This is a genomic window from Pseudomonas sp. NPDC087817 (genome assembly GCF_044742875.1).
Taxonomy (GTDB): domain Bacteria; phylum Pseudomonadota; class Gammaproteobacteria; order Pseudomonadales; family Pseudomonadaceae; genus Aquipseudomonas.
This window is the reverse complement of the sequence record NZ_JBIUVJ010000041.1, coordinates 23,516-47,259: the sequence shown is the minus strand read 5'-3', so window position 1 is coordinate 47,259 and position 23,744 is coordinate 23,516. Positions and strand designations below refer to the sequence as shown.

At 60.1% G+C, this 23,744-nt stretch carries 20 protein-coding genes, 1 other RNA gene and 1 pseudogene; 11 read left to right on the top strand and 11 right to left on the bottom strand.

Annotated elements, in window-relative coordinates; translation table 11 throughout:
* Nucleotides 1-943: cytochrome-c oxidase, cbb3-type subunit III (gene ccoP / locus ACIONG_RS21590; RefSeq protein ID WP_401302585.1), on the top strand; the 943-nt coding region annotated here is incomplete at its 5' end.
* Nucleotides 944-1,000: 57 nt separating this feature from the next.
* On the opposite strand, the gene ACIONG_RS21585 is transcribed toward ccoP, so the two are convergent.
* Nucleotides 1,001-2,002, bottom strand: a complete 1,002-nt coding sequence (locus tag ACIONG_RS21585; RefSeq protein WP_103303912.1) for a metallophosphoesterase — start codon at nucleotides 2,000-2,002, stop codon at nucleotides 1,001-1,003.
* Nucleotides 2,003-2,302: 300 nt separating this feature from the next.
* Between ACIONG_RS21585 and ACIONG_RS21580 the strand changes: the two genes are divergently transcribed.
* From ACIONG_RS21580 to hemN, 7 genes are all read left to right on the top strand, one after another.
* Entirely contained in the window at nucleotides 2,303-2,479 is a 177-nt protein-coding gene (locus ACIONG_RS21580) for a hypothetical protein (RefSeq protein WP_401302583.1), read from the top strand.
* A 232-nt stretch (nucleotides 2,480-2,711) separates the two neighbouring features.
* Nucleotides 2,712-4,127, top strand: coding sequence for a cytochrome c oxidase accessory protein CcoG (gene ccoG / locus ACIONG_RS21575; protein WP_103303910.1), 1,416 nt, complete (start codon nucleotides 2,712-2,714; stop codon nucleotides 4,125-4,127).
* A gap of 11 nt (nucleotides 4,128-4,138) precedes the next feature.
* A complete protein-coding gene (locus ACIONG_RS21570; protein ID WP_213028089.1) occupies nucleotides 4,139-4,678 on the top strand; it encodes a FixH family protein in 540 nt (179 codons plus the stop codon).
* A gap of 135 nt (nucleotides 4,679-4,813) precedes the next feature.
* The gene (locus tag ACIONG_RS21565) at nucleotides 4,814-7,264 is read left to right on the top strand and encodes a heavy metal translocating P-type ATPase (RefSeq protein ID WP_401302581.1); all 2,451 of its coding nucleotides are present in this window, start codon (nucleotides 4,814-4,816) and stop codon (nucleotides 7,262-7,264) included.
* Nucleotides 7,265-7,286: 22 nt separating this feature from the next.
* Nucleotides 7,287-7,499, top strand: coding sequence for a cbb3-type cytochrome oxidase assembly protein CcoS (gene ccoS / locus ACIONG_RS21560; protein WP_016984738.1), 213 nt, complete (start codon nucleotides 7,287-7,289; stop codon nucleotides 7,497-7,499).
* The gene (locus ACIONG_RS21555; protein WP_039770036.1) at nucleotides 7,492-8,175 is read left to right on the top strand and encodes a sulfite exporter TauE/SafE family protein; all 684 of its coding nucleotides are present in this window, start codon (nucleotides 7,492-7,494) and stop codon (nucleotides 8,173-8,175) included. Before ccoS ends, ACIONG_RS21555 begins: the two co-directional genes overlap by 8 nt.
* Before the next feature lie 145 nt (nucleotides 8,176-8,320).
* On the top strand, nucleotides 8,321-9,703 hold the full coding sequence (hemN, locus tag ACIONG_RS21550) for an oxygen-independent coproporphyrinogen III oxidase (protein ID WP_213028085.1): 1,383 nt from the start codon (nucleotides 8,321-8,323) through the stop codon (nucleotides 9,701-9,703).
* Here hemN and ACIONG_RS21545 read toward each other — a convergent pair.
* A complete protein-coding gene (locus ACIONG_RS21545) occupies nucleotides 9,700-10,182 on the bottom strand; it encodes a hypothetical protein (protein WP_401302579.1) in 483 nt (160 codons plus the stop codon). The genes hemN and ACIONG_RS21545 overlap by 4 nt on opposite strands.
* Before the next feature lie 155 nt (nucleotides 10,183-10,337).
* On the opposite strand from ACIONG_RS21545, the gene fnr reads away from it, so the two are divergent.
* On the top strand, nucleotides 10,338-11,072 hold the full coding sequence (gene fnr / locus ACIONG_RS21540) for a fumarate/nitrate reduction transcriptional regulator Fnr (protein ID WP_103303904.1): 735 nt from the start codon (nucleotides 10,338-10,340) through the stop codon (nucleotides 11,070-11,072).
* Nucleotides 11,073-11,150: 78 nt separating this feature from the next.
* Nucleotides 11,151-11,699 carry an adenine phosphoribosyltransferase gene (locus ACIONG_RS21535; RefSeq protein ID WP_027921719.1) on the top strand — a complete coding sequence of 183 codons (549 nt, stop codon included), beginning with the start codon at nucleotides 11,151-11,153 and terminating at the stop codon, nucleotides 11,697-11,699.
* 136 nt (nucleotides 11,700-11,835) lie between these two features.
* On the opposite strand, the gene ACIONG_RS21530 is transcribed toward ACIONG_RS21535, so the two are convergent.
* The 5 genes from ACIONG_RS21530 to dnaX form a co-directional block, all read right to left on the bottom strand.
* Nucleotides 11,836-12,984 (bottom strand): acyl-CoA dehydrogenase family protein, encoded by a 1,149-nt coding sequence (locus ACIONG_RS21530; protein ID WP_401302576.1) that lies wholly within the window; start codon nucleotides 12,982-12,984, stop codon nucleotides 11,836-11,838.
* 210 nt (nucleotides 12,985-13,194) lie between these two features.
* Entirely contained in the window at nucleotides 13,195-13,797 is a 603-nt protein-coding gene (gene recR, locus ACIONG_RS21525; RefSeq protein ID WP_095189469.1) for a recombination mediator RecR, read from the bottom strand.
* A gap of 66 nt (nucleotides 13,798-13,863) precedes the next feature.
* On the bottom strand, nucleotides 13,864-14,898 hold the full coding sequence (locus ACIONG_RS21520) for an NADP-dependent oxidoreductase (protein ID WP_103303899.1): 1,035 nt from the start codon (nucleotides 14,896-14,898) through the stop codon (nucleotides 13,864-13,866).
* 255 nt (nucleotides 14,899-15,153) lie between these two features.
* On the bottom strand, nucleotides 15,154-15,492 hold the full coding sequence (locus ACIONG_RS21515; protein ID WP_003223337.1) for a YbaB/EbfC family nucleoid-associated protein: 339 nt from the start codon (nucleotides 15,490-15,492) through the stop codon (nucleotides 15,154-15,156).
* A gap of 67 nt (nucleotides 15,493-15,559) precedes the next feature.
* Nucleotides 15,560-17,671 carry a DNA polymerase III subunit gamma/tau gene (gene dnaX / locus ACIONG_RS21510; RefSeq protein WP_401302574.1) on the bottom strand — a complete coding sequence of 704 codons (2,112 nt, stop codon included), beginning with the start codon at nucleotides 17,669-17,671 and terminating at the stop codon, nucleotides 15,560-15,562.
* Between the two features lie 145 nt (nucleotides 17,672-17,816).
* Between dnaX and ACIONG_RS21505 the strand changes: the two genes are divergently transcribed.
* Nucleotides 17,817-18,566 carry an ABC transporter substrate-binding protein gene (locus ACIONG_RS21505; protein WP_103303896.1) on the top strand — a complete coding sequence of 250 codons (750 nt, stop codon included), beginning with the start codon at nucleotides 17,817-17,819 and terminating at the stop codon, nucleotides 18,564-18,566.
* 209 nt (nucleotides 18,567-18,775) lie between these two features.
* Here ACIONG_RS21505 and ffs read toward each other — a convergent pair.
* The 4 genes and pseudogenes from ffs to zipA form a co-directional block, all read right to left on the bottom strand.
* Nucleotides 18,776-18,872, bottom strand: an RNA gene (gene ffs, locus ACIONG_RS21500) — signal recognition particle sRNA small type.
* A 146-nt stretch (nucleotides 18,873-19,018) separates the two neighbouring features.
* The gene (locus ACIONG_RS21495; protein ID WP_401302572.1) at nucleotides 19,019-20,182 is read right to left on the bottom strand and encodes a putative zinc-binding metallopeptidase; all 1,164 of its coding nucleotides are present in this window, start codon (nucleotides 20,180-20,182) and stop codon (nucleotides 19,019-19,021) included.
* A gap of 247 nt (nucleotides 20,183-20,429) precedes the next feature.
* Nucleotides 20,430-22,787, bottom strand: coding sequence for an NAD-dependent DNA ligase LigA (gene ligA / locus ACIONG_RS21490; RefSeq protein ID WP_401302570.1), 2,358 nt, complete (start codon nucleotides 22,785-22,787; stop codon nucleotides 20,430-20,432).
* Between the two features lie 89 nt (nucleotides 22,788-22,876).
* Nucleotides 22,877-23,668: pseudogene (gene zipA, locus ACIONG_RS21485) on the bottom strand (cell division protein ZipA); the annotation flags it as partial.
* Nucleotides 23,669-23,744: the final 76 nt, after the last annotated feature.

The following is a 23,744-nucleotide window of genomic DNA, read 5'->3' as shown; positions in this document are numbered from 1 at the left end:
CGGTACGATCTTTTCCCTGACCTGGCTGCTGCTGTCGACCCGCAAGGGCCAGCGCAGCGAACAGACGGACGAGACGGTCGGGCACTCCTTCGACGGGATCGAGGAGTACGACAACCCACTGCCGAAATGGTGGTTCATGCTGTTCGTCGGCACCATCGTCTTCGCCTTGGGTTATCTGGTGCTGTACCCGGGTCTGGGTAACTGGAAAGGCCTGCTGCCGGGCTACAACTACCTCGATAACGACAAGCAGACCGCGTTCGCCAACGGCCAGACTGGCTGGACCGGCGTTCACGAGTGGGAAAAGGAAATGGCCCGTTCGGACGCCAAGTTCGGTCCGATCTTCGCCAAGTTCGCCGCCATGCCGATCGAAGAAGTGGCCAAAGACCCGCAAGCCCTGAAGATGGGTGGCCGCCTGTTCGCCTCCAACTGCTCGGTCTGCCATGGTTCCGACGCCAAGGGTGCTTACGGTTTCCCGAACCTGACCGATGCCGACTGGCGCTGGGGCGGTGAGCCGGAAACCATCAAGACCACCATCATGGGCGGTCGCCACGCGGTGATGCCGGCCTGGGCTGAAGTCATTGGTGAGCAAGGCGTGGCCGACGTGGCAGCGTTTGTCGTGACCAACCTCGATGGCCGCAAATTGCCGGAAGGCACCAAGGCCGACCCGGCCAACGGCGGCAAACTGTTCGCCGCCAATTGCGTGGCTTGCCACGGTCCGGCCGGTAAAGGCACCCCGGCCATGGGCGCACCTGACCTGACTCACCCGGGCGCGTTCATCTACGGTTCGAGCTTTGCGCAACTGCAGCAGACCATCCGTTACGGCCGTCAGGGCCAGATGCCGGCGCAGGAACAACTGCAAGGCAACGACAAGGTGCACCTGCTGGCGGCTTACGTTTACAGCTTGTCTCACGGTGAAAAAGCACCGGAAGCGAACGCCGAGTAAGGCCGACGCTTGAAGCAACAAAACGGCCCCGCCAATGAGAATTGGCGGGGCCTTTTTTCATGGCCGATTGGCCCTGATGGATTTCACGGGAATGGTGTCTATCAACTCCCGTTTCTGCCATTGATTGTCCTTCACCAGATAGATCTGCAATTGCTTGCGATCCTCGGTAAAGCTGGTGATCAGGTAAGTCTGTTGAGAAGTGGCACCACTCAGGTACATCGGCACATTCCCCAACCAATAGGAACTACCGCCGTCCTTGTGCAGATGGCCAGCAAATACCGCAGTGACTTCATATTTCTTGACCATTTCGATAAAGCGCTTCTGCTGGCTGGCGTCCTTCATTTCCAGCGGTTTGTGCATGTTTATGATGATGGAGTACCCCCCAGCTCTCGCCAGCCGGAGATCGTTCTCAAGCCAGTCCAGTGCACTGGTGATGTCGAAAGTGGTGGGGTTCCAGACACTGGAAATTTTTCTCGTGTAAGTAGGCTCGTTATTGAGCTGCACCAGGTGCACGTCATCAATGGTCTTGGAGTAAGCGAGGCTCCCCGAATAAAGCCTGTTTACTGCGCTGCCAGTAATCTTCAGATCAAAGCTGCCCACCTTGCCTTCATGATGTTCCTTGAAAGCAACAATACTGCCGGCCGCACAACTATTGCTGAAACAGTCATCGACGTTATTTTCATAGTCATGATTACCCAGGCCATACAGGTAATCCGTTCCGAAGTGCCTCTTTAACGCCGACGCCATATAGTCACGCTGCCAGCCATGACCGAACGCAGTGATGTCACCATTAATCATCAACGGGATCGTTGACTGCGATCCGTTGCGGATTCGAAAGTCAGCGATACTTGCCAGTTGACTTTCCACCAGCCACTTCGAACGTTTCGTGAACTCCTCAGCGGATTCATGTGTTCTGCTGTCCGTCTTGTCTGTCCAGGGATATTGCGTGTCCGATGCGAACACCATGTGCTTCGGTGCATCCGGCAATGCATGGGCCATAAAAACCGAAAACAATAAAAACACCCCTACAATCAAGCTTGCCACTTTATTAATAACCATCACATAACACTTCCATTTAGTCGAATAAACTGACGACCTCATGCCGTCAACTTTCACGCTATTAGAAAACCTTGCAATCCTCAAACATACCGTACGGATTAATTAATTTATTTTATGTCGCCCCGACACCAGCCAACTTGCGAAATGCAACTAAGGCAAAGTTTCTCATTACACAAGACACTCATAAAATGAGACGAATATCCGCTAGACTCGACTTTCAGCGAACAGTAACTTTTTTTCGACGCCTGAGACTTATTGTCAGAGCGCCTCATATATCAATAGATTCCAAGGAAGATAAACATGCGAGAAGCTGATCATGATTGTGTGCAATCCCAAGAGGATTTCACCTATGTCAACTCTGATAACGAACCCTCCAATACGCAGCACCAGGAGAGTGATGACGCCACAACCGTCGACGTGGTCAAAAAAAACCCCGGCAGCGGGCTCGACAGTCTCGGCGGTGGAAGGCTGATCTGAGCAAGGCAGGGACTCGCTCGCCAGAGCGAGTCTCATGCATCGTCTATAGTCAATTGATCTGGGTCAGGACTTGTTATATCTGCTACACCATTTGAACCCTTCTCCCAACGCGACCAAAGGTCGCACCCGTTCGTCGGCGTGACAGGCGTATCATTGCGCCACTGCAACGCCTTTCTGACCCCGGCCGGCACGTATCGACCGAGGCATTTTTCCACTGCCGTGGGATGCAATGATGAGCAACCAGATTCCGGTACACGACGTCACGCCACCCAGCAAAAACGCGAATAACAGCGTCGATCTCTACGCCTCTCGAGAAAAAATCTACACCCGTGCCTTCACCGGTCTGTTCCGCAATCTGCGGATGATGGGCGGTGCCGCGCTGTTCCTGCTGTATTTCGGTACGGTCTGGCTGAACTGGGGCGGTCATCAGGCCGTGTGGTGGAACCTGCCCGAGCGCAAGTTCTTCATCTTCGGCGCGACTTTCTGGCCGCAGGATTTCATTCTGCTCTCGGGCCTGTTGATCATTGCCGCGTTCGGCCTGTTCTTCATCACCGTGTATGCCGGCCGTGTGTGGTGCGGCTACACCTGCCCGCAAAGCGTGTGGACATGGATTTTCATGTGGTGCGAGAAGGTCACCGAAGGCGACCGCAACCAGCGCATCAAGCTCGACAAGGCGCCCATGAGCGCCAACAAATTTGCGCGCAAATTTGCCAAACACGCGCTGTGGTTGCTGATCGGTTTCGTTACCGGCATGACCTTCGTTGGCTATTTCTCACCGATCCGCGAACTGGTGTTCGAATTCTTCACCGGCCAGGCCGATGGCTGGTCGTATTTCTGGGTCGGTTTTTTCACCCTCGCCACGTACGGCAACGCCGGCTGGTTGCGTGAGCAGGTGTGCATCTACATGTGCCCGTATGCGCGCTTCCAGAGTGTGATGTTCGACAAGGACACCCTGATCGTTTCCTACGACCCGCGTCGTGGCGAAAGCCGTGGCCCGCGCAAGAAAGGCGTCGACTACAAGGCCATGGGCCTGGGCGACTGCATCGACTGCACCATGTGCGTTCAGGTCTGTCCGACCGGCATCGACATCCGCGACGGCCTGCAGATCGAGTGCATCGGTTGCGCTGCGTGCATCGATGCCTGTGACAGCATCATGGACAAGATGGACTACCCGCGCGGGCTGATCAGCTACACCACCGAGCACAACCTGTCCGGACAGAAAACCCATAAACTGCGGCCACGCCTGATCGGCTACGCGGTGGTGCTGCTGGCGATGATCAGCCTGCTGGTAACCGCGTTCTTCATGCGTTCGCTGGTCGGCTTCGATGTCAGCAAGGACCGCGTGCTGTACCGCGAGAACGCCGAAGGCCGGATCGAAAACGTCTACAGCCTGAAGATCATGAACAAGGACCAGCGCGATCACACCTATGTGCTGGAAGCCGCCGGTTTGCCGGATCTGCGCCTGCAAGGCAAACGCGAGATCAAAGTGGCAGCCGGCGACATCGTCAGCATGCCAGTCGAACTGTCGAGCGCACCGGAACAACTGCCATCGAGCACCAACGAGGTGAAATTCATCCTCAAGGATGCCGATGACGACAGCGTCCACGTTGAAGCCAAGAGCCGATTCATCGGCCCACAAATCCGTTGAGAGAACTGAACATGCCCGCCGCAAACGCCGCAAGTCCCTGGTACAAGCACCTCTGGCCGTGGATCATCATCGGGATTCTGGCCTGTTCGGTGACCTTGACCCTGTCCATGGTGACCATCGCGGTGAACAACCCGGACAACCTGGTCAACGACAACTATTACGAGGCCGGCAAAGGCATCAATCGTTCGCTGGATCGCGAGTTGCTCGCGCAGAACCTGAAAATGCGCGCTGCGGTGCATCTGGATGACGTGACGGGCGAAGTCGACCTGCGTTTGAGCGGTGACAGCCAACCGGGCAGGCTGGAGCTGAACCTGATCTCGCCAACCCAGCCGGAGAAGGATCGCAAAATTGTTCTGGTCCGCAGCAAAACAGAAACCGGGCGCTACATCGGCCAACTCAACGACAAGATCGAAGGCCGCCGCTTTGTCGAGCTGCTGGGGTCTCAGGATGACCACGTCTGGCGTATGTTCGAAGAAGAGCTGGTCAGCCATGACAAGGAGTTGCTGCTCGGTGATGAGCCGCTGCAAGGCGCCGAAGACCTCAAAAAATAAGCCTGACTCTGATCGTTCCCACGCTCGGCGTGGGAACGCAGCCAAGGACGCTCCGCGTCCCAGCCGAAGCGGACGCGGAGCGTCCGGGGAGGCATCCCCACGCCGAGCGTGGGAACGATCATCGGAACACGATCCATGACCAGTCCAACCCCCTGCTACCACTGCGCCCTGCCCGTCCCGACCGGCAGCCGCTTCACCGCTGTCGTTCTCGGGGAGCCCCGTGAATTCTGCTGCCCCGGTTGTCAGGCTGTGGCCGAGGCCATCGTCGCCGGAGGCCTGGAAAGCTATTACCAGCATCGCAGTGAAGCCTCGGCCAACCCCGAAGCGCTGCCGGTGCAATTGGTTGACGAATTGGCGCTGTACGACCGCGCCGATGTGCAAAAACCTTTCGTCCGTCATGACGGCGAACTCGCCGAAACCACCCTGCTGATGGAAGGCATCAGTTGCGCCGCCTGCGGCTGGCTGATCGAGAAACATCTGCGCACGCTGCCAGCGGTGGCCGAGGCGCGATTGAACCTGTCCAATCATCGTCTGCACGTGCGCTGGGCCGATGGGCAATTGCCGTTGAGCCAGATGCTCGCGGAACTGCGTCACATCGGTTACGCCGCGCACCCCTATCAAGCCGACCGCGCCAGCGAACAACTGGCCAGCGAAAACCGCCTGGCCCTGCGCCAGCTCGGGGTGGCCGGGCTGCTGTGGTTCCAGGCAATGATGGCGACCATGGCGACCTGGCCGGAATTCAACATCGACCTCAGCCCGGAGCTGCACACGATCCTGCGTTGGGTCGCATTGTTTCTGACCACGCCGATCGTGTTCTACAGCTGCGCACCTTTTTTTAAAGGGGCGATGCGCGATTTGCGCACGCGGCACCTGACCATGGACGTCTCGGTATCGCTGGCCATCGGCAGCGCTTACATCGCCGGAATCTGGACGTCGATCACCGGCGTCGGCGAGTTGTATTTCGATGCGGTCGGCATGTTCGCGCTGTTTCTGCTCGCCGGACGCTATCTGGAACGCCGCGCCCGCGAGCGCACGGCCGCTGCCACCGCGCAGTTGGTGAACCTGTTGCCGGCGTCATGCCTGCGCCTGGATGCAGCCGGCCAGAGCGAACGCATCCTGCTCAGCGAACTGCGCCTGGGCGACCACATCCTGGTGCAACCGGGCTCGATCCTGCCGGCGGACGGCAAGATCCTCGACGGCCAATCGAGCATCGACGAATCGTTGCTGACCGGCGAATACCTGCCGCAGCCACGCATGCCGGGTGAAGCGGTGACGGCGGGCACGCTCAATGTCGAAGGCGCGCTGACCGTTGAAGTGCAGGCGCTCGGACAAGACACTCGCCTGTCGGCCATCGTGCGTTTGCTCGATCGCGCCCAGGCAGAAAAACCGCGCCTGGCGGAAATCGCCGATCGCGCCGCGCAATGGTTTCTGCTGTTGTCACTGATCGCCGCAGCCGCCATCGGCCTGTTGTGGTGGGAGCTGGATTCGTCACGCGCCTTCTGGATTGTCCTCGCCATGCTCGTCGCCACTTGCCCTTGCGCCTTGTCACTGGCAACGCCGACCGCGCTTACGGCCGCCACCGGCACCCTGCACAAACTCGGTTTGTTGCTGACTCGCGGTCATGTGCTGGAGGGGTTGAATCAGATTGATACGGTGATCTTCGACAAAACCGGCACCCTCACCGAAGGTCGCTTGGTACTGCGCTCGATCCGTCCGCTGGGGGCGCAGGACAGCGATCAATGCCTGAGCCTCGCCGCTGCACTGGAAAACCGTTCCGAACACCCGATCGCCCGTGCTTTCGGCCGCGCACCGCTGGCAGCGGAAGAAGTCCACAGCACCCCGGGCCTGGGCCTTGAAGGTCTGGTCGGCGAGCAACGTTTGCGCATCGGTCAGGCGGCATTTGTCTGCGCCCTCAGTGGCTCACCTTTGCCAGTGATGCCGGATGAACCGGGCCAATGGCTGCTGCTCGGTGACAGCTCCGGGCCGCTGGCGTGGTTCGTTCTTGATGACCGCTTGCGCGACGATGCCCCCGCCCTGCTCGCGGCATGCAAGGCCCGTGGCTGGCGTACCTTGCTGCTGTCCGGTGACAGCTCGCCGATGGTCGCCAGTGTCGCCGCCGAACTGGGTATCGACGAGGCCCATGGCGGCCTGCTCCCGGACGACAAACTGCAAGTGCTGCAACAGTTGCACAAGGAAGGTCGCAAAGTGTTGATGCTCGGCGATGGCGTCAACGATGTGCCGGTGCTGGCGGCCGCCGATATCAGTGTGGCCATGGGCTCGGCCACGGATCTGGCGAAAACCAGTGCCGATGCCGTGCTGCTGTCCAACCGTCTCGACGCCTTGGTGCAGGCGTTCACCTTGGCGCAGCGCACTCGCCGGGTAATCATCGAGAACCTGCTGTGGGCCGCGCTGTACAATGGCCTCATGTTGCCGTTCGCCGCCCTCGGCTGGATCACCCCGGTATGGGCCGCCGTCGGCATGTCGATCAGTTCGTTGACCGTGGTGCTCAATGCCCTGCGCCTGACTCGCCTGCCGAGCACGCCAGCCGCCCGCACCTCGTCAGAAACCCGCCCGCTGCCGGCCTGAGCCACGCGGGCATGGAGTACAGATGCCAGCTCTCTACGTGATGATTCCGGCCGCGCTGCTGATTGTGGCCATCGCCGTGTACATCTTCTTCTGGGCGGTGGACAGCGGCCAGTACGACGATCTCGACGGCCCGGCTCACAGCATCCTGTTCGACGATCAGGACCCGAACCACACCGCGGCCGTCGACGAAGCCAACCCGAACAAACCGGACGACAAGGCGCCACCTCATGCTTGAACTGGCGCCGCTGCTGGTCTCGGCGCTGATCCTCGGCCTGCTCGGTGGCGGCCATTGCCTGGGGATGTGCGGCGGCTTGATGGGCGCGCTGACATTGGCGATTCCCAAGGAACAACGCAGTCGGCGCTTTCGTTTGCTGCTGGCGTACAACTTGGGGCGAATCCTCAGTTATGCCACCGCAGGATTGCTGATCGGCCTTGCTGGCTGGGCGGTGGCGAACAGCCCCGCCGCACTGTTCATGCGCGTGCTGGCCGGGCTGCTGTTGATTGCCATGGGTTTGTATCTCGCCGGTTGGTGGAGCGGCCTGACCCGCATCGAAAGCCTCGGTCGCGGTTTATGGCGCTACATCCAACCTGTGGCCAACCGCTTGTTGCCAGTGTCGAGTTTGCCTCGCGCATTACTGCTTGGCGCACTGTGGGGCTGGCTGCCGTGCGGACTGGTTTACAGCACGTTGCTGTGGTCGGCGAGCCAGGGCAATGCGCTGGACAGCGCGTTGTTGATGCTGGCGTTCGGGCTGGGTACCTGGCCGGTGCTGCTGGCTACCGGTCTGGCGGCTGAGCGGGTCACGGCGCTGTTGCGCAAGCGTAGCGTGCGTATGGCTGGTGGGTTGTTGGTGATTCTGTTCGGGATCTGGACCCTGCCCGGCCCGCATCAGCATTGGTTGATGGGGCACTGATATGAACCCAAGAAATTGAGCCAGTGATATCCCTCACCACAAAAACCAGGCAAAGCCTTCAACCACCGTTGATGCAAATCAACAGCCCCATCGCCGCACCCCGATAGACTCGCCACACTGCCAGCCTATCCGGGGGAATGCCCGCATGCTCGACGCCATTCGTTGGGACACTGATCTGATCCGCCGCTACGACCTGGCGGGGCCGCGCTACACCTCTTATCCGACGGCCGTGCAATTCAACAGTCAGGTCGGCACCTTCGACCTGTTCCATGCCCTGCGCGACAGCCGCAAGGCCTTGCGGCCGTTGTCGCTGTACGTCCACGTGCCGTTCTGCGCGAACATTTGCTACTACTGCGCCTGCAATAAAGTCATCACCAAGGATCGCGGCCGCGCATTGCCGTACCTGCAACGCCTGGAGCAGGAAATCCAGCTGATCGCCTGTCACCTCGACCCGGCGCAAAAAGTCGAACAGCTGCACTTTGGCGGCGGCACGCCGACCTTCCTCAGCCACGACGAACTGCGCCAGTTGATGGCGCACCTGCGCAAACATTTCAATCTGCTGGATGACGATTCCGGCGATTACGGCATCGAGATCGACCCTCGCGAAGCCGACTGGTCAACCATGGGCCTGCTGCGCGAACTGGGTTTCAACCGGGTCAGCATCGGCCTGCAAGACCTTGATCCCGCAGTGCAACGAGCGGTCAATCGCCTGCAAAGCCTGGAAGAAACCCGCGCCGTGATCGACGCAGCGCGCACCCTGCAATTTCGCTCGATCAACATCGACCTGATCTACGGGTTGCCCAAGCAGACCCCGGACAACTTTGCCCGCACCGTCGAGGAAGTCATCAGCCTGCAACCGGATCGGCTCTCGGTGTTCAACTACGCGCACCTGCCGGAACGCTTCATGCCGCAGCGACGGATCAATGGCAACGAATTGCCAAGTCCGACGCAGAAACTGGACATGCTCCAGCGCACCATCGAGCAACTGACCACCGCCGGTTACCGCTACATCGGCATGGACCACTTTGCCCTGCCCGACGATGAGCTGGCGATTGCCCAGGAAGAACAAACCCTGCAGCGCAACTTCCAGGGGTACACCACGCACGGCCATTGCGATCTGATTGGTCTGGGGGTGTCGGCGATCAGCCAGATCGGTGACCTGTATTGCCAGAACAGCAGCGATCTCAACGAATACCAGAACACCCTCGCGTCCGCGCAACTGGCAACCAGTCGTGGCCTGGTGTGCAATGCCGATGACCGGCTGCGTCGCGCGGTGATCCAGCAACTGATCTGCAATTTCAACCTGGACTTCGCCGCGATCGAGCAAGCGTTCAACATCGATTTCCAAGGCTACTTCGGCGCACTGTGGCCGCAACTGCAAGGCATGGCCAAGGATGGCCTGATCACGCTGGACAGCGAGCGGATCGAAGTATTGCCGGCGGGACGTTTGCTGGTGCGTTCGGTGTGCATGGTGTTCGACGCTTACCTCGAACAGCAGAACCGCCAGCGGTTCTCGCGGGTGATTTAGTTTTTCATCAGCAGCGAACCGACTTTCATGTTTTGCTCGGACGTCAGGCCCGACTGGCCGACCACTTTCGACAAAGCCAGATTGGCGGTAATCAAACCGGTGTTCAACGCGGCAATGGCGCCACGCAGGCTGGCAACCTTGATGATTTTTTCTTCGTTGGAAAGGCGCTTGTCGGCCATGATCTTTTCGATCTGCGCCTTTTTCTCGGCAATCTCTTTTTGCAGCTTGCGGATCATCTTCAGCAATTGCTGGATGTTCTCGGGCAAACCGCTTTCTTCGATGTCCCTATTGTCGCCACCCGCCCCCGCCGATTTCTCGATGGAGGCTCCGGACAGCGACACTTTGACGCCTTCGACCAAGGTCGGGGTTGCATCTGTCGTCGAGTCGGCATTTCGGTCCTTGTCGGACGCGTTTTTAAACGCTTCCGACGCTGCCTCAACGCCGCTGCTACCGGGGCCCAGCGTACCAATGGCAGCCATCGAAGCGGTTCCTTAAATAGGGTGTGATGACAGTTTATCGGCCAGTTGCCCTGCGGCTTTACGCCCGTGGGACAAACTCGCCACACGCTGGCCTGAATGTCCTCCCGTGGGTTACCCTTACGGCTTATGTGTGTTTTCCCACAAGGATTAAAGAAATGTCCGAGCCAGTTAAACTGCGCGCTCACAACCAGGCCCATTGCAAGGATTGCAGCCTGGCCCCTCTCTGCCTGCCACTTTCTTTGAATCTGGAAGACATGGATGCGCTGGACGAAATCGTTAAACGCGGCCGCCCGTTGAAAAAAGGCGAGTTCCTGTTCCGTCAGGGCGACACGTTCGATTCCGTTTATGCAGTACGCTCCGGCGCCCTGAAGACCTTCAGCCTGAGCGACACTGGCGAGGAGCAACTCACGGGCTTCCACCTGCCGAGCGAACTGGTCGGCCTGTCCGGCATGGACACCGAGAAACATCCGGTTTCCGCCCAGGCGCTGGAAACCACCTCGGTCTGCGAAATTCCTTTCGAACGCCTCGACGAACTGGCCCTGCAACTGCCGCAGTTGCGCCGCCAGTTGATGCGCGTGATGAGCCGGGAAATCCGCGACGACCAGCAGATGATGCTGTTGTTGTCGAAGAAAACCGCCGACGAACGCATCGCAACATTCCTCGTCAACCTGTCGGCGCGCTTCCGCGCTCGCGGCTTCTCGGCCAATCAGTTCCGCCTGAGCATGTCGCGCAATGAAATCGGCAACTACCTTGGCCTGGCGGTGGAAACCGTGTCCCGCGTGTTTACACGCTTCCAGCAAAACGAGCTGATCGCCGCCGAGGGCAAAGAGATTCATATCCTCGACCCGATCCAGCTCTGCGCCCTGGCTGGCGGCTCGCTCGACGGCTGATCTAGACCCGCGGCCGAGCGCATCGTTTCAGCCGCGGGTATACTGCGCCGTTTGCAGCCCTGCCAGGACAACTCGACGATGGTCTTCGACTCCTTCGACATCAAATCCCTGATCCGCCCCGTGATCGACTTCCCGAAACCGGGCGTGATCTTTCGCGACATCACCCCACTGTTTCAGTCGCCGACGGCTCTGCGCCTGGTGATGGACAGTTTCGCGCACCGTTACGTCGAAGCCGACTTCACCCACATCGGTGCGATGGATGCCCGTGGTTTCCTGATCGGTTCGGTGCTGGCCTATCAGTTGAACAAGCCGCTGGTGCTGTTCCGCAAGCAAGGCAAACTGCCGGCGGACGTGTTGGCCGAGGGTTACGCGACCGAATACGGCGAAGCCTTCCTGGAAGTGCACGCCGACAGCCTGTGCGAAGGCGATTCAGTGGTGATGTTCGATGATTTGATCGCCACTGGCGGGACGCTGATTGCAGCGGCCAACCTGATTCGCCGCATGGGCGCGCGCGTGCATGAGGCGGCGGCGATTATCGATTTGCCGGAGCTGGGTGGCTCGCAGCGTCTGGAAGATATGGGCATCCCTACCTTCTGTCTGACGCAGTTTGCCCTGACTGATAAGTAAGCGGCGCCGCTCCCACTGACGCCATCGCTGGCAAGCCAGCTCCCACAGGTTTTTTGGTGTACACAACCTTTGTGAACGACCTGAATCACTGTGGGAGCTGGATTGCCAGCGATGAGGCCAGCCGCAACACCGAAGATCAAAGCCCCATCTGCTTGCTGATGATCTCGTTCATCACCTCTCGCGTCCCGCCGCCAATCGACAAGATGCGATTATCCCGATACAGCCGCTCCACCAGACTCTCGCGCATGTAACCCAGCCCACCCAAAATCTGCACGGCTTCGGTAGTGATTCGGTCCGAGGTGTCCGTGGCAAAATTCTTGGCCATGGAGATCTCCTTGATCACACTCTGCCCCGCCGCCATTTTCGCCGCTTGCCGATAAGTGAATTCCCGAGACACCTCCAACGCCGTGGCCATTTCGGCCAGACGATGCTTGATCACCTGGAACTTGCCGATCGGTTTGCCGAAAGCTTCGCGCTCGCGGGCCCACTTCAGACTCTCTTCCAGCGCCAACTGCGCGGTCATGTTGGCCATCAGCGCCAGCGCCAGCCGTTCACTCTGAAAGTTGCCCATGATGCAGGCGAAGCCCATGTTCTCGGCGCCGATCAGATTGCCCACAGGCACGCGGCAATCGTCGAAGAACAACTCGGCGGTGTCTGACGCCCACCAGCCCATTTTTTTCAACTGACGGCCGACGGTGAAGCCCGGCGTGCCCTTCTCGATCAAGAGCAGACTGATGCCGGCGAAACCCGGCGCTCCGGTGCGCACCGCGACGGTGTAGTAATCGGCGCGCACACCACTGGTGATAAAGGTTTTGCTACCGCTGACGCGGTAGAAATCGCCGTCACGCACGGCGCGGGTCTGCAGATTGGCGACGTCGGAGCCGCCACCAGGCTCGGTAACCGCCAGGGCGCTGATCTTTTCGCCGCTGAGCACTTGGGGCACGACGCGGTCACGGACGTCGGGGCGGGCCCATTTGACGATCGGTGGCAGACCGATATCCAGCGAACCCAGCCCTGCTACCAGTCCGCCGGAGCCGCAGCGCATCAGCTCTTCACTGGCGGCGACCTTGGCGAACAGGTCGCCTTCATGACTGCCGCCGAGCGCTTCCGGGTAACCGATACCAAGGATGCCGGCGGCGCCGGCCTTCAGGTACAGCTCACGGGGGAAGCTCTCGGCTTCTTCCCACTGATCGATGTCCGGCAGGATCTCGCGCTCGACGAAACGTCTGACGCTGTCGCGGACCATTTGGTGGCTGGGGTCGAAGTATTCCTGAAAGGCAGGCATGGGCGAGCTCCACGGAAGGGTTCGCCGAACTTAACCGAGCGCTTGCTTGGTTTTCAACAGTATTGTGTGATTTGGAGAGACCGAGGTGCGTTCATCGCTGGCAAGCCAGCTCCCACAGGGTTCGGAGTTGTCGACAAATTTTTGCGACCAACACAAATCACTGTGGGAGCTGGCTTGCCAGCGATGGGGTCAGAACAAGCAATAAAGAACTCAGAGGGCGATCGGTTTGCGGCCGGCAAACGAATGCGCCAGCGTGCCGCCATCCACCAACTCCAGCTCACCCCCCAACGGCACCCCGTGGGCAATCCGCGAAGCGATCAGGCCTTTGTTGTTGAGCAGCTGGGCGATGTAATGCGCCGTCGCCTCGCCTTCCACCGTCGGGTTGGTGGCCAGGATAACCTCGGTAAACGTCCCCGCCTCTTCGATCCGCGCCATCAACTGCGGAATGCCGATCGCCTCAGGTCCGAGCCCATCCAGCGGCGACAAGTGCCCCTTGAGTACAAAGTAGCGCCCACGGAAACCGGTCTGCTCGACCGCATACACATCCATCGGCCCTTCGACCACGCACAGCAGGGTGTCGTCGCGGCGAGTATCGGCGCACTGCGGGCACAGATCGTCTTCGGTCAGCGTGCGGCACTGGCGGCAGTGACCGACCCCTTCCATGGCCTGACTCAAGGATTGAGCCAGACGCAGACCGCCGCTACGGTCGCGCTCGAGCAACTGCAACGCCATGCGCTGGGCGGTTTTCTGACCCACACCCGGCAGAATTCGCAGGGAGTCGATCAGTTGGCGAATCAAAGGGCTGAAGCTCATGGGTAAAAAGTCCGACAAAACAACGAGACGCGGTTTATACCCGCGCCTCTGGCCAGCGTCAAATACTCAGTCCTGGGCGACCTTCACCACCAGTTTGCCGAAGTTGCGCCCTTCCAGCAGACCGATAAACGCCTCGGGCGCCTGTTCCAGGCCCTCGACCACGTCCTCGCGGAATTTCACCTTGCCCTCACGCACCCACGGCACCATGTGGCTGATGAATTCCGGCTGACGATCACCGTAGTCATCAAAGACGATGAAGCCCTGAATCCGCACGCGCTTGGTCAACAGCGTGCGTTGCAGCATCGGCAAGCGATCCGGGCCCGTGGGCGCCTCAGAGGCGTTGTAACCGGCGATCAGCCCGCACAACGGAATGCGCGCCTTCGGATTGAGCAGCGGCACGACCGCGTCGAACACATGACCACCAACATTCTCGTAGTAAATGTCGATGCCATTCGGGCAAGCCTTGGCCAGTTGTTCGGCGAAATCCGCCGCTTTGTGATCAATGCACGCATCGAAACCCAGCTCCTCGACCACGTATTTGCATTTCTCGGCACCGCCCGCCACACCCACAGCGCGCAGGCCTTTGATCTTCGCCACTTGCCCGACCACCGAGCCGACCGCGCCCGAAGCTGCCGCCACCACGAGGGTCTCGCCCTCTTTTGGCTGGCCGATGTCCATCAGGCCCATGTACGCGGTCATGCCCGGCATGCCCAGCACACCCAGGGCCATCGACGGGCTCGGCAGCCCTGAGGGGATCGGAATGATATTGCGGCCGTCGCTGATGCTGTGGCTCTGCCAACCGGTGGCGCCGACCACCAGATCGCCTTCGTGGAATTTCGGATGACGCGATTGCTCGACCCGGCTGACAGCGCCACCGGTCATCACTTCGCCGATTTGTACCGGCGCGGCGTAGGACGGAGCGTCACTCATGCGTCCGCGCATGTAGGGGTCCAGCGACAGGTACAGGGTTTTCAGCAGCACCTGCCCGTCTTCAAGATCCGGCAACGCTTCGCGCTCCAGACGGAAGTTTTCCGGGGTCGGTGCGCCCACCGGGCGCGAGGCCAGGACAAAGCGTTGGTTGAGCGTCAGAGGGTCGGACATGTCAGCGTCTCCTGTGAATGAGGAATTCGAAGGTATAGGGAGCAGACCTTTGTGGCGGTGGCGCGTTCCACTTGATCGTTCCCACGCTCCGCGTGGGAATGCCTCAACGGACGCTCCGCGTTCGGCTCTGGACTGGGGACGCGGAGCGTCCCGGGCTGCATTCCCACGCAGAGCGTGGGAACGATCAACCAGAAACAAAAATGCCAGGCGCAAGGCCTGGCATTTTGTGTAGCTCATCTGTCGCGCAATGGCGAATCAGAAAGGCAGTTTCATACCCGCTGGCAGGTTCATGCCGGCGGTCATGCTGCCCATTTTTTCCTGGCTATTGGCTTCGATCTTGCGCACGGCGTCGTTGACGGCGGCAGCAACCACGGCTTCCAGCATCTCTTTGTCGTCTTCGCTCAGACCTTCGACCAGGCTTGGGTCGATGCTCACGCTTTTCACGTCGTGACGACCGGTCATCACCACGGTGACCATATCGCCGCCGGCCTTACCGGTGACTTCGGCGTTGGCCAGTTCTTCCTGCATCTTGGCCATTTTTTCCTGCATCTGCTGCGCCTGCTTCATCAGGCCGGCCATGCCACCTTTCATCATGGGAATCACCTCAAAAGTACTTGGATCAAAACAGCGCCCGGCGAGTTGGGCCAGGCGCCCTCAGTTATTAGCCTTGGGCGACCAAGGCGTCGACAGGTTCAATAGTATCGTGTCGCACCACCGCGCCGAACTGCTGGACCATCTGCTGGATGAACGGATCGCCGTGGATCGACTCTTCCGCCTCGCGCTGACGGTTGGCACGCCGCCGGGACGCAGCCTGAGCCGGGGTTTCCTGCTCGGGCTTGATCAGCTCGATGGTCAGGCTCAGCGTGCGGCCGTGGAACTGGTTCAACGCATCGTTGAGACGACGCTGTTGCGTAGCGTTGAACAGCGCGCTGTGCGCCGGATCGAGGTGCATCAGCCAATGGTCGCCATCGACGGCAATCAATGTGCAGTTGGCGGCGATGCTGCCGGTCATGCCGGAGATCGGCAGTTTCGGGAACAGTTCCAGCCATTGCAAGGCCAGACCGGTGGCCGGTGCCGCAGCCGGTTCTGGCTCAGGCTCCGGTGCAGGCTCGGCGGCGTGTTCGCTGGCCAGCTCGTCGAGGTAGCTGTAAGCCGAATCCATGTCCGGCTCGATGTAATCCTCGTCCAGCGGCGGCTCGTCGTCCATGTCCATGCCCGGGGTGGCGGCATCGACGTCGGCGACCGACGGCTCCGGAATCGGCGCAGCGGCCCACTCCGGTGCGTCCGGGACCACGCTGTCCGGGGTCGGCAGCGGCATCGGCGGCAACTCGGGCTGCTCGGCGGCGGTTTCCAGCACGGGCTCGACAGCGGGTTGCTGCGCGGGCTCGGGCTCAGGCTCAGGCTCTACCGGATCGTTCCACGGCAGATCGACCACCGCTTCGACGGCAACCGGCTCAGGCTCAGGCTCAGGCTCGGGTTCCGGTGCTGGTTGCGGCTCAGCCGCGATCACAGGCTCGGCAACCGGTGCCGGCGCAACCACCGGAGTTGGCGCTGGTGTAGGTGTCGGTGCAACAGCCGCAGCGACTACCGGTGCAGGTTTAGACGCGGCAGCCACGGAGTTTGCGGAATCAACTGTGGCCTGGCTGATCCCCACTGGCTTTAGCGGCTGCCTCGGGGCGTCCGCCGTATCCGCCGGCCGGAAGGCCAGCATTCGCAGCAGGACCATTTCGAAACCACCGCGTGGATCCGGTGCCAGCGGCAAATCGCGGCGACCGATCAGGCCCATCTGGTAATAGAACTGCACGTCTTCGGCCGGCAACGCCTGGGCCAGCGCCAACACGCGATCCCGATCACCATGGCCATTGTCGACACCTTCCGGCAGCGCCTGAGCAATGGCCACACGGTGCAGCACATTGAGAATTTCCGAGAGCACGCCGTTCCAGTCCGGGCCTTGTTCGGCCAGGTGGCGCACGGCTTCGAGCAACGCCTTGGCATCGCCTTCGATTAACGCATGCAGCACGTCGTAAACCTGACCGTGATCCAGCGTACCGAGCATCGCCCGCACGTCGGTGGCCAGTACCTTGCCTTCACCGAACGCGATCGCCTGATCTGTCAGGCTCATGGCGTCACGCATCGAACCGTCAGCGGCGCGACCGAGCAGCCACAGTGCATCGTCTTCGAACGGCACGTTTTCGGCCGTCAGTACGTGGGTCAGATGCTCGACCACACGTTCCGGCGTCATGTTCTTCAGCGAGAACTGCAAGCAACGCGACAAAATCGTTGCCGGAAGTTTCTGCGGGTCGGTGGTCGCCAGGATGAACTTGACGTAAGGCGGCGGCTCTTCGAGGGTTTTCAACAGCGCATTGAAGGAATGGCTGGAAAGCATGTGCACTTCGTCGATCAGGTAGACCTTGAAGCGCCCACGGCTTGGCGCGTACTGCACGTTATCGAGCAGCTCGCGGGTGTCTTCGACCTTGGTGCGGCTGGCGGCGTCGATCTCGATCAGGTCGACGAAACGCCCCTCGTCGATTTCACGGCATACCGAGCACTCGCCGCACGGGCTGGAAGTGATACCTGTTTCACAGTTCAGGCATTTGGCAATGATCCGCGCAATCGTGGTTTTACCCACCCCGCGCGTACCGGTGAACAGGTACGCGTGGTGCAGCCGCTGGCTGTCCAAGGCATTGATCAGAGCCTTGAGCACATGGGTCTGGCCGACCATTTCGCGGAACGAGCGCGGACGCCATTTACGTGCAAGAACCTGATAACTCATCGAAAACCGTCGCAACGAAGGAAGCTGAAGCGGCTAATGCTAGCGGAGCAAGGGCAAAATTGCATCCGGTGTGCTCGTCTAATATGGCTAAGCTGCATGAGCAGAAGCTTTTATCGGCTCGGGATCGGGAATTACCGGAGCGTTTATGCGTTGGGCCGTGGGGGCGTTGCTGGGAATCAGCCTGAACGTGACGGCAGCCGAACCACCGCTGCGCTTCGTCGTGGCCGACAGTTGGGCCATGCCGATGGTGCAAATCGAGCGTGGCCAGCCAACCCAGGGCATCCTGCACGACATGATGCTCAGCCTCGCCACCCAGGTCGGCGTGCCGGCAGAATTTCACGTACTGCCACGCGCCCGGGTGCAGAACGCCATGGAACGCGGTGAAGTCGATGTGCGCTGCTATGCCGCACAGTCATGGCTGCCGAATCAGTCGGGTGATTACATCTGGAGCATTCCGTTGTTGTTCCAGCGTGACCTGCTGATCAGCGGCCAAAGTCAGCCCGCCCATGTTGAGCCGGCAAGCCTGGCGCCCCAGTCGATCGGCACCGTGCTCGGCTATACCTATCCGACCCTGCAACCGCTGTTCGATGCCAATCAACTGCAACGCGAAGATGCGCGCAACCAGGAACAGGTGCTGGATAAACTGCTGGCCGGGCGTTATCGCTATGCGGTGAGCAATCAATGGACGCTGGACTGGTTCAACCAACGCCTGACGCCGGACCAGCAACTGCACGGCGTGGCGGTGCTGCAGGAACAGCATGTGGGTTGTTACGTGAGGAATGATCCGAAGGTGCCGGTGCAGCGGATTTTGCGCACGTTGCTGCGGATGAAAATGTCGGGGGAGATTGATGAGATTATCCGGCTGTATACCGGACAGCCTGACAACACCCCATAACCCTGTGGGAGCTGGCTTGCCAGCGATAGCGGTGGGTCAGATTCATTTGTATTGCTGAAAGCCTGCAATCGCTGGCAAGCCAGCTCCCACAGGATCATCTTCAACAGGGAAATCTTGTCGGTTCGTTAAATCACAGGCACAAAAAAACCGCAGTGGGCGAAACCCATGCAGTTCTGTTTGAAGCGCTCGATTGTTCGTTAAGGTGGTAACCCCACCAGCCACACCCCGGCACACAATGTTCCCGCTGTGGCTGCTGCCTTCCGGCTCTGACCAGGTTCACGGGTAATCGTTGCGGGGGGACCGATGGGGTCACCATAACGACGCTTGCCTGTCGGCGAGCCGCGCCATTGTACCTATCTGAGGTGAAGTTACAACCGTTGGTTGCAGATAAAAATATGAACAGCTTCAAGGACATGCGCCATGCCCGAAAAGATCGCAACCTGCGTCAGCGTTTACAGGGCAAGAACCTCGTCTGCCCGACCGCCCGCCTGCTGGATCACCAGATGAATGAAGTGCAGTTTGGCAATCGCCGGTGCCGGCAGCACGAACGGGTAAAAATCCGGCTGGCCCATGCTGCGTGACAGCTCATTGAGCATGCCGGCCAATTCGATCCACGCGTTGACGAACGAGAGAAACGCCTCGCCGCCGGGATGTTCCGGGTCATACAGCGTGCTGGTGGGAAACGGCTGGTAGTCGAAATCCATTTCCCGCGCGCTCATGCCAAAGCCCAACGCGGTGTCCACAGCGTCCATCATGTGCAGGTAATGCGCCCAGGTTTCTGCCCAGTCTTCCCACGGGTGCATGGTCGCGTAGGCGCTGACATAGTGCTGCGGCCAGTCCATTGGTGCGCCCTGTTGATAGTGGCGATCCAGTGCTTCGGCGTAACTGGCGCGCTCGTCGCCGAACAGGCTGCGGAATGAATCGAGCCACGGGCCGTTGGCGATCAGGCGATCCCAGTAGTAGTGGCCGACCTCATGGCGGAAATGCCCGAGCAGCGTGCGATACGGTTCGTGCATCTGCGCCCTCACTCGCTCGCGGTGGGCGTCGTCGGCTTCTTTGATATCGAGGGTGATCAGGCCGTTGGCATGGCCGGTCATCGGCGCATTGCCGTCGAGGTCGACGCCGATAAAGTCAAAGGCCAGCCCGGTTTGCTCGTCTACGGTTTTCGGGGTGACCTGCAAGCCGAGGGTGATCAGTTGCGCGATCAGTCGCCGCTTGGCAATTTCGACCTTGCGCCAGCGCTCGGGGTTTTCCGGGTCGGACAGATCGGGGATGGTGCGATTGAGGCTGCAGGCGATGCACAGGCTGTCGTGATCGTTGGCCGGCAGCAGCCAATTACACGCGGCGGGGGTGTCAAGGTTGGCGCAGCGGCGGAACAGCTCGGCGTCGGGATCGGCGTCGAGGGTCCAGGTGCCATCCTGCGGCCCGGGTTGCAGCGAGGTCAGGCGACTTTCTTCGGGTTGATAGCCGAGCAAGGCATTGCACGCAAGGCACTGGCTATTGCGAAAGAACAGCGACTGGCCGCAGCGGCACGGCCAGACTTTGCTGTTGCGTGAAGACTCGCCCATGAACGGCGCGACGATGCGAGAACTGAGCTGCTCGAAAAAGCGGTACATGGCGATCTCTCCCTGGGGCTTGCCAAGACTAGATCATTCGCATGACAACATCGTTCCCGAATACGGCGCCACTAACGCGTGACACCACTGTTGTGGTGAGGGGATTTATCCCCGACGGGTTGCGAAGCAGCCCCAAAACCTTGCAACTCGGTCGAACCAGACAAACCGTGTGCTCAGATTTTACGACTGCTGCGCAGCCGGTCGGGGATAAATCCCCTCACCACAGATTTTGGGCTTACCCAGTGACTTAGGCGGAAATGCCATGGGTTTTGAGGAACGCGATGAACGCTTCTTCGTCCATCACTTTCACACCCAGTTCATTGGCCTTGGTCAGTTTCGAACCAGCGCCAGGCCCCGCTACCACGCAATGGGTTTTCGCCGACACGGAACCGGCGACCTTGGCACCCAGGCTTTCCAGATGCTCTTTGGCAACATCACGGCTCATCAACTCGACCTTGCCGGTCAGCACCCAGGTCTCGCCGGACAGCGGCAAGCCTTCGACGACTTTCTTCTCGCTCTGCCAGTGCATGCCGAAATCGCGCAGTTGCTTCTCGGATTCTTCCGCCAGTTGCCGATGCTCAGGCAAGGCAAAAAACTCACGTACCGAATTCGCCTGTTTCTCCGGCAGTGCCTGACGCATGTCCAGCCAGTCGGCATTCATCACCGCTTCCAGCGAACCAAACTTGTCCGCCAGTTTCTGCGCACCGCCCGGGCCGACCGAAGGGATGTGCAGTTTGTCGAGGAAACCGCCAAGCGTGGTGCTGGCAGCGAACTCGGCGCCCAACTCGCCTTGGTCCTGAATCTGCAAACCATGGCCGAGCAATTCAGTGATCACCTGTTGGTTATGCGCATCTTCAAAGAAGCTGTGAATCTCGTGCGCCACTTCCAGGCCAACATCCGGCAGGTAGGTCAACACTTGCGGCAACGCCTGCTGAACGCGCTCCAGCGATCCCAATGAGCGCGCCAGCACCTTGGCCGTCTCTTCGCCGACATCGGGAATGCCGAGTGCATAGATGAAACGCGCCAGCCCCGGTTTCTTGCTGTCCTCGATGGCCGCGAGCAGTTTGTTGCTCGACACCTCGGCAAAACCTTCCAGATCGACGATGTCGTCGAATTTCAGCGCGTACAGATCGGCCGGCGAGCTGACCAGACCTTCGTCGACCAGTTGCTCGACACTCTTGTCACCGAGGCCTTCAATGTCCATCGCCCGGCGCGAGACGAAGTGGATGATCGCCTGCTTCAGTTGCGCGCCACAGGCCAGACGGCCGACGCAGCGATACACCGCGCCTTCGCTGACGGTTTCCTTGCCTTTGCTGCGCTTGATCAGTTGCGTGCGCTCGACGTGCGAACCGCAGACCGGGCAGCTATCGGGAATCTGCACCGCACGGGCGTTTTCCGGGCGGCGATCCATAACCACCTGCACCACTTGCGGAATCACGTCGCCGGCGCGACGGATGATCACGGTGTCACCGATCATCAAGCCCAGACGCGCCACTTCGTCCATGTTGTGCAGCGTGGCGTTGGCCACGGTGACGCCGGCAACCTTGACCGGTTTCAGTCGTGCGACTGGCGTGACGGCGCCGGTGCGGCCGACCTGAAATTCCACGTCGAGCAACTCGGTGAGCTCTTCCATCGCCGGGAATTTATGCGCGATGGCCCAGCGCGGTTCGCGGGCGCGGAAGCCCAGCTCACGCTGATCGGCGATGCTGTTGACCTTGAACACCACACCGTCGATTTCGTAGGCCAGCGAATTACGCCGTTCGCCGATGTCGCGGTAGTAATCCAGGCACTCGCCAATGCCCTTGGCCAATTTCAATTCGTGACTGATGGGCATGCCCCACTTCTGCAACTGCTTGAGGTTGCCGATGTGGGTGTCGGAAATATCGTGGGAGACCTGGCCGATGCCGTAGCAGCAGAATTCCAAAGGACGGTTGGCGGTGATCTTCGAATCAAGCTGACGCAAGCTGCCGGCCGCAGCGTTGCGCGGGTTGGCGAAGGTCTTGCCGCCGACTTCCAGTTGCGAGGCGTTGAGGCGCTCGAAACCGGCCTTGGACATGAACACTTCACCGCGCACTTCCAGGGTCGCCGGCCAGCCTTCGCCGTGCAGCTTCAGGGGAATGTTACGCACGGTGCGCACGTTGACGCTGATGTCTTCACCGGTGGTGCCGTCGCCGCGTGTGGCGCCACGTACCAGCACGCCGTCCTGATAGAGGAGGCTGACCGCCAGGCCATCGAGCTTGGGTTCGCAGCTGTACTCCACCGCCGCGCCGCCACCGAACAGGTCACCGGCCGGCAGATCCAGCCCTTCGGTGACGCGGCGATCGAACTCGCGCATGTCGGTTTCTTCGAAGGCGTTGCCGAGGCTGAGCATCGGCACTTCGTGACGCACCTGGGTGAACGCGGTGAGCGCCACGCTGCCGACTCGCTGGGTCGGCGAGTCGCTGGTGATCAGTTCGGGATTGGCCGCTTCCAGCGCTTTGAGCTCGTGGAACAACCGGTCGTACTCGGCGTCCGGAATGCTCGGTTCGTCGAGGACGTGGTACCGGTAATTATGCTGATCGAGTTCAGCGCGCAGCTCTAGAATGCGGTTTTTGGCGGCGGTCATGGGGTGTTCTCTCATAAAGCAAAAGAGCAGCCGAGGCTGCTCAATCTATTTGCCGATTGCCTCTTTTTATCGCGAGGCAATCTTTTCAATCAACGCTTCTGGGTCAGGGCGCGGCGTTCGAACTCGACGATGCGCTGACGGTAGTGCTCAATCGTTTGTGCGGTCAGAACGCTGCGCTGGTCATCTTTCAGCTCGCCGTTCAGTTCCTGCGACAGCTTGCGGGCTGCGGCCACCATGACATCGAAAGCCTGCTTAGGATGACGCGGGCCGGGCAGGCCGAGGAAGAAGCTCACCGCCGGGGTGCTGAAATGGTCGATATCGTCCAGATCGAATATGCCCGGTTTGACCGCATTGGCCATGGAGAACAACACTTCACCGTTGCCGGCCATGCTTTCGTGGCGGTGGAAAATATCCATCTCACCAAAACGCAGACCACTTTCCAGAATGTTCTGCAACAGCGCCGGGCCTTTGAAGCCGGCAGCGTCGCGGCAGATCACGCTGATCACCAGCACTTCTTCGGCTTGCGGCTGATCCTTGTCGACAACAGCAGGCGCAGGCTTGCTGTCTTCAACGAAGTCATCGTCACGGCTGCTGAAGCTCGGGCCGTCATCCAGATCGAGGTTGAGGTTCAGGTCACCTTGAGCCGGACCGTTGCTGCCACGTTTGCCACGCTTCGAACCGGATTCGCGAGGCTCGCGTGCTTCGCGGGCCGGCATGCTCACCGAGGGCAGATCGTGTTCGTCCAGCTGCGGTTCTTTATGGTTGTCCAGCACGCGAGCCGGGCCCAACAGCTCGGCGCTGGTGTCCTCGTCCGGCAGGTTGGACAGACTTCGGTCAAGACGGAATTTCAGTTTTCCCTTGCCGCCGCGCATACGGCGCCATTAATATTAAATTATAGGTTGTTTAAAATTGTTTACTATTTTGATTTTTGTCCATCTCTTATGGATTTTTATGCTT